Source organism: Streptomyces sp. NPDC052109, assembly GCF_040680195.1.
Classification (GTDB): Bacteria; Actinomycetota; Actinomycetes; order Streptomycetales; family Streptomycetaceae; genus Streptomyces.
In genome coordinates, this window is record NZ_JBFAWF010000056.1 from 1 (window position 1) to 6,988 (window position 6,988).

At 72.8% G+C, this 6,988-nt stretch carries 2 protein-coding genes; both read left to right on the forward strand.

What is annotated here, in order from left to right; translation table 11 throughout:
* A partial coding sequence (locus AB0L59_RS42110; RefSeq protein WP_365593468.1) for a phosphopantetheine-binding protein occupies window positions 1-411 on the forward strand: 411 nt, incomplete at its 5' end.
* On the forward strand, window positions 411-6,988 hold a 6,578-nt coding region (locus AB0L59_RS42115), incomplete at its 3' end, for an amino acid adenylation domain-containing protein (protein ID WP_365593471.1). The genes AB0L59_RS42110 and AB0L59_RS42115, both read left to right, overlap by 1 nt.

A 6,988-nucleotide genomic window follows, 5' to 3' on the forward strand; every position in this document is an offset into this window, starting at 1 on the left:
CTGCCGGAGTACATGGTGCCCTCGGCGGTGGTGGTGCTCGAGGAGTTGCCGCTGACGGGTAACGGCAAGCTCGACCGCAAGGCCCTGCCCGCCCCTGAGGTGTCGGGTGGTGCGGGCACCGGCCGGGCGCCGGCGAACGAGCGTGAGCGGGCGCTGTGCGAGGCGTTCGCCGAGGTCCTGCGGGTGCCCGAGGTCGGTGTCGACGACGACTTCTTCACCCTCGGCGGCCACTCCCTCCTCGCCGTCCGCCTGATCAACAGGATCAGGACGCTGCTGAACGTCGAGGTGGAGATCGCGGCACTGTTCGACACCCCGACTCCGGCCGGTCTCGCCGGCCGGCTGGCGCGGGAGACGGCACCCGCACCGACCAGGCCGGCCCTGCGGCCGAGGCGCAACCAGGAGGAGTCCTGATGATTCCGTTGTCATTCGCGCAGCGCCGGCTGTGGTTCATCGCCCAACTGGAGGGACCGGGCGCCGCGTACAACGTGCCTCTGGTCCTCCCGCTCACCGGGAGCACGGACCGCGAGGCGCTGAACGCCGCCCTGCGGGACGTCATCGGCCGGCACGAGGTGCTGCGCACCGTGTTCACCACCGTCGACGGCGAACCGTCCCAGAACGTGCTGAAGCTCGACGACCTGGCCTGGGAGCTCTCCGTCGAGGAGGTGCCCCGGGCGGAACTGGACGCCGCGATCGCGGAAGCCGAGGCGTACCCCTTCGACCTGGCCGCCGAAGTGCCGGTCCGGGCCCGGCTCCTGGCCGTCTCCGCGGAGGAACAGGTGCTCGTCGTGGTGTTCCACCACATCGCGAGCGACGGCTGGTCGACGGGTCCGTTCACCCGCGACCTCATGACGGCGTACCAGGCTCGAAGCGAGGGCCGGGCGCCCGAGTGGGAGCCGCTGCCGGTCCAGTACGCCGACTACGCGATCTGGCAGCGCGAGCTGTTGGGCGAGGCGGACGACCCCGACAGCCTGCTGCACCGGCAGATGAGCCACTGGCGCGAGGCGCTGGCGGGCCTCCCGGACGAGCTCGCGCTTCCGGTCGACCACCCGCGCCCCGAGGCGGCCTCGTACCGGGGCCACCGGGTGCGGCTGGAGATCTCCGCGCACACGCACGCCCGGCTGCTGGAGCTGGCTCAGCGCGAGGGCGCCACCGTGTTCATGGTGCTGCAGGCGGCCCTCGCCGTCCTGCTCAGCCGCCTCGGCGGCGGGACGGACATCCCGATCGGAACCGATGTGGCGGGCAGGACCGACGAGGCGCTGGACGATCTGGTCGGTTTCTTCGTCAACACGCTGGTCCTGCGTACGGACCTCACCGGTGACCCGACGTTCCGCGAAACGCTGCGCCGGGTGCGGGCGACCACCCTCGCCGCCTTCGGACACCAGGACGTACCGTTCGAGCGACTGGTCGAGGAGCTGGCCCCCGCCCGGTCGCTGTCCCGGCACCCGCTGTTCCAGGTGATGCTGACCCTGCAGAACGCCGCCCGGACGATGAGGGACGGGGAGCGTGTCGAGGTGTCCGCCACGGCCCCCGCCGGCGCCGCGACGGCCAAGTTCGACCTGGAGGTGTCGTTCACCGAGGTGTTCGGGCCGGACGGCGAGCCGACCGGGCTCCGCGGCTCGGTGACGGCCGCCTCCGACCTGTTCGAGGCGACGACGGTCCTGCTGCTCTCCGACTGCCTGACGGCCCTGCTGGACACGGTGGCGAACTCCCCCGAGCTGCCGCTGACCGGTGTGCCGATCGTGGATCGTGAGGGGGCCCCGGCGGTCTTCCCGGGCCCCTCCACCGCCTGGGTCGCCCGGCCGCCGGGTGCGGTCTCCGACCGCAGGCTGGTGGCGTACGTGGTGCCCGCGCCGGGCGCCGAGGTCGACCCGGCGGAACTGCGCGCGTTCGTCCGGGAACAGCTGCCGGAGTCGATGGTGCCGGCCACCGTGGTACTGCTCGACGAACTCCCCCTGACGGCCAACGGCAAGGTGGACACCAAGCGGCTGCCCGCGCCGCCGCAGCACCCGACGGGCACCGGGCGGGGCCCGGCGAACGCGCGCGAGGAGTTGCTCTGCGCCGTCTTCGGCGAGGTGCTGGAGCTGGAGCGGGTCGGCGCGGACGACGACTTCTTCGCCCTCGGCGGCCACTCGCTGCTGGCGATCCGGCTGGTCGAGCGGCTGCGTACGCAGGGCGTGGAGCTGCCCGTGCGGGCGCTGTTCGAGACACCCACTCCTGCCGGGCTCGCGCTGGCGGCGGGCACCACCCGGGCCGAGATACCGGAGAACGCCATTCCCGCCGGCGCGACCACGATCACCCCGGAGATGCTCCCGCTGGTCGACCTCACGCCCGAGCAGATCGAGCGGGTCGTCGCGACCGTGGACGGCGGCGCCGCCAACGTGGCCGACATATACCCGCTCGGTCCCCTGCAGGAGGGCCTGCTCTTCCACCATCTGCTGGCGGACGGCGGCGACGACGCCTATGTCATGCCCGCCGTACTGGAGTTCGACTCACAGACCAGGCTGGACGCGTTCCTGCGCGCGCTCCAGAGCGTCCTCGACCGGCACGACATCTTCCGGACCTCCGTCGTCTGGGAGGGGCTGCCCGAGCCCGTCCAGGTCGTGTGGCGCCAGGCGCCGATGCAGGTCGTCGACGTCACCCTCGAACCGCACGGTGAGGACCTGGCCGCCGAGCTGATCGAGGTCGTGGGTCTGTCCGTGGACCTGGGCAGGGCCCCGCTGATCACGGTGCACACGGCCGCCGTCCCGGGTGCGGACAGCCGGCTGGCCCTGGTCCGCATCCACCACATGGTGCAGGACCACACAGCATTGGAGCTGCTGCTCTCCGAGGTGGGTGCCTTCCTCACCGGCCGGGCCGCCGGCCTGCCCGAGCCGCTGCCCTTCCGGAACTTCGTGGCGTACTCCCGTGACGAGGCCGAACAGGCCGGGCACGAGCGGTACTTCGCCGAGCTGCTGGGCGATCTGGAGGAGACCACGGCACCGTTCGGGGTCACCGAGGTACACGGCGACGGCGCTTCGGTGGCCCGCCGGGTGGTGCCCTTCTCGCCCACGTCCGAGCGCCGGCTGCGCGAGGTCGCCCGTCGGCTGCGGGTGAGCGCGGCCACCGTCCTGCACGTGGCGTGGGCCCGTGCGGTCGGGGCCATGTCCGGCCGTGACGACGTGGTCTTCGGAACCGTGCTGTTCGGCCGGATGACCGGCGGTGCCGGCGTCAGCCAGGTGCCGGGCCCGTTCATCAACACGCTTCCGGTACGCGTTCGTACGGCCGACACCGGCGTCCTGACGGCGGTGTCGCAGATGCGCTCCCAGCTCGCCCGGCTGATGGAGCACGAGCACGCCTCGCTCTCCACCGCCCAGCAGGTCAGTGGACTCGCCGGTGAGACACCGCTGTTCACCGCCTTCCTCAACTACCGCCACAACCCCGGCCGCGGTGAGGAACAGCCGGCCCAAGAGGCGCCGGCCGAGGAACAGCGGGAGGGCCAGGGCATTCGCCTGCTGTACGCGCGCGAACGCACCAACTACCCGCTCGGGGTCGCCGTGGACGACGACGGCGACGGACTCGCGCTGACCGTCGACACGACGGGCGCGATCGACCCGGAGACGGTCGGCGTGCTGGTGCGCACCGCCACCGAGCAGTTGGTGGCGGCCCTGGAGACGGCGCTGGACGGCGGCCCGGAGGCGACCTTGGGCACCATCGAGGTGCTGGACGCCGCCGGGCGCCGCCAGGTCGTGGAGGAATGGAACGACACTACGGCCGAGGCCGGGGCGGCCACCCTGCCGACGCTGTTCGAGGCGCAGGCGGCGCGGACCCCGGACGCGGTCGCAGTGGTGGCCGAGGGAACGGAGCTCTCGTACGCGCAGTTGGACGCGCGGGCCAACCGTCTGGCGCACCTGCTGGTGGGCCGTGGTCTCGGGCCGGAGTCCGTGGTGGGCGTGGTCATGGAGCGCGGTATCGACCTGGTCGTCGCGCTGCTGGCCGTGCTGAAGGCCGGGGCGGCGTATCTGCCGGTCGACCCGGAGTACCCGGCCGAGCGGATCGCCTACGTCCTCACGGACGCGGGCGCACCCCTGGTGATCTCGCAGACGGCGGTCGCGGGCGCGGTCCCGGCGAACGTGCCGGTGCTCATCGTCGACGATCCCTCACTGGTGCGGGAGTCGGCCGAGGCCCCGGACACGTCCCCCGGCATCGTGGCGGCCCCCGGGAACACGGCGTACGTCATCTACACCTCGGGTTCCACGGGTCGCCCCAAGGGCGTCGTGGTTCCCCACGGCGCGCTGGCGAACCATCTGTTCGCCGTGGGGCAGCGGGTGACGCTGCAGGCGGCGGACCGTCTGCTGGCGGTGACCACGGTGTCCTTCGACATCGCCGCGCTCGAGCTGTTCCTGCCCCTGGTGTCGGGAGCGTCGGTGGTCCTCGCGACCCAGGCCGATGTGCGCGACCCGGCCGCGCTCGCCGGGCTCGCGGTCTCGTCGGGTGCCACGGTGCTGCAGGCCGTGCCGTCCCTGTGGCGGGCCCTGCTCGACACGACCGGCCGGCCGGCCGCCGTTCGCGCCCTGGTCGGCGGTGAGGCGCTGCCGCAGGAGCTGGCACAGCGATTCACCGACCTCGGGATCGCCGCGGTGAACCTGTACGGGCCGACCGAGGCGACGGTCTGGGCCACCTCCGCCGAGGTGCGCGGCGGCGCGGTCACGGTCGGCCGCCCGTTCGCCAACACCCGGGCATATGTGCTGGACCACTCGCTGCGGCCGGCTCCGGTCGGAGTCGCGGGCGAACTGTACCTGGCGGGCGCCCAGTTGGCGCGCGGCTACGCGGGCCGCCCGGGCCTGACGGCGGAGCGCTTCGTCGCCTCGCCGTACGCGGCCGGGCAGCGCCTGTACCGGACCGGAGACCTGGCCCGCTGGAACGCCGACGGAGAGCTGGAGTGCCTGGGCCGGGCCGACGACCAGGTGAAGGTGCGCGGCTTCCGGATCGAGCTGGGCGAGGTGGAGGCCGTCCTGGAGCGCCAGGAGGGCGTCGACAGGGCGGTGACGGCGGTGCGCCGCGACCTGTCCGGTGACGCGTTGCTGGCCGCCTATCTGGTTCCGCAGCCCGACCGCCCGGAGCCGGACCTCGCAGAGATACGGGCCGTGCTGGGCCGGGAACTGCCCGGCTACATGGTGCCCTCCGCGTTCGTCGTCCTCGCCGAGCTGCCGCTGACCGCGAACGGCAAGGTCGACCGCAAGGCCCTGCCCGCCCCCGACCTCGCCCCCGGCTCCGGCCGTGGCCCGGCCACCGTCCGCGAGGAGATCCTCTGCGCCGCGTTCGCCGAGGTCCTCGGCCTGGACGGCGTCGGCGTCGACGACGACTTCTTCGCCCTCGGCGGCCACTCCCTGCTCGCCGTCAGGCTGATCAGCCGGGTACAGGCGCAGGGCGTGGCGGTCTCGGTCCGCGCACTGTTCGACAGCCCGACCCCGGCCGGACTGGCCCGCTCGAGCGGCGTACGGCAGGCGGAGGTGCCCGAGAACCTGATCCCGGCGGACGCGACCACGATCACGCCGGACATGCTCACCCTGGTGGACCTGACCACCGAGGAGATCGACCGGGTCGTGGCCACGGTCGAGGGCGGCGCCGCCAACGTCGCGGACGTCTACCCCCTCGCCCCGATCCAGGACGGCCTGCTCTACCACCACCTGCTCGCCGACGGTGGCGACGACGTCTACGTTCAGCCGACCGTCCTCGAGTTCGGTTCACGCGGCCTGCTCGACCGCTTCGCCGACGCGCTCCAGCAGGTCCTGGACCGACACGACATCCTGCGCACCGGCATCGTCTGGGACGGACTCCACGAACCCGTTCAGGTGGTGTGGCGCAAGGCCGTACTCCCGGTCCACGAAGTGCCGCTGGACCCGCACGGAGACGACCTGGTGGCCGAGCTGACCGCCGCGGTCGGCCGAGCCATGGACCTGTCCCGCGCCCCCCTGGTCGAGCTGCACACGGCTCCCGCACCGGAGGGCCGCTGGCTGGGCCTGGTGCGGGTGCACCACATGGTGCAGGACCACACCGCGCTGACGGTGCTGCTGGGGGAGATCGAGAGCTTCCTCACCGGCCGCGCCGACGAACTGCCGAAGCCTCTGCCGTTCCGCGACTTCGTGGCGCAGGCTCGCGGAGGCGTCCCGCGTGCGGAGCACGAGCGCTACTTCACCGAACTGCTCGGCGATGTCACCGAACCCACCGCTCCCTACGGGCTGGTCGACACTCACGGCATCGGTGCCGAGACCGAACGCGCCTCCCGGGCGCTGGCTCCCGAGCTGGAGGCACGGCTGCGCACGGTCTCGCGCAGGCTCGGTGCCAGCGTGGCGACGCTGATGCATGTCGCCTGGGCGCGGGTGCTCGGCGCGGTCAGCGGACGGGACGACGTCGTGTTCGGCACGGTGCTGTTCGGCCGGATGAACGCCGGAGCCGGCGCCGACCGCGTTCCCGGCCCCTTCATCAACACCCTCCCGGTACGGGTGCGCTCCGACCGGGACGGCGTCCTGGACGCGGTGTCCGCGATGCGCGGCCAGCTGGGGCAGCTCCTCGCACACGAGAGCGCGCCGCTCGCCCTCGCCCAGCAGGCCAGCGGCCTCACCGGCGGCACACCGCTCTTCACTTCCTTCCTCAACTACCGCCACACCACCGACCAGCTGGGTGGCGACCGGACACCGGTGGCGGGGCAACCGGCCGAGGACGAGGCAGGCGGAATCCGCACCCTGCTCTCCCGGGACGCCACCAACTATCCGCTCGCCCTCACCGTCGACGACAACGGCCGGACGATCCGTACGGCGGTCGACGCCGTAGCACCCGTCGACCCGATGGCGGTCGTGGCGCTGGTGACCGGGTCCGTCGAGGGCCTGGTGTCGGCGTTGGAGACGACGCTGGACGGCGGCTCGGAGATCGCGTTGGGTGCGGTCGGGGTGCTGGATGCGGGTGAGCGTCGTCGGGTGTTGGTGGAGTGGAACGAGACGGCGGTGGGGGT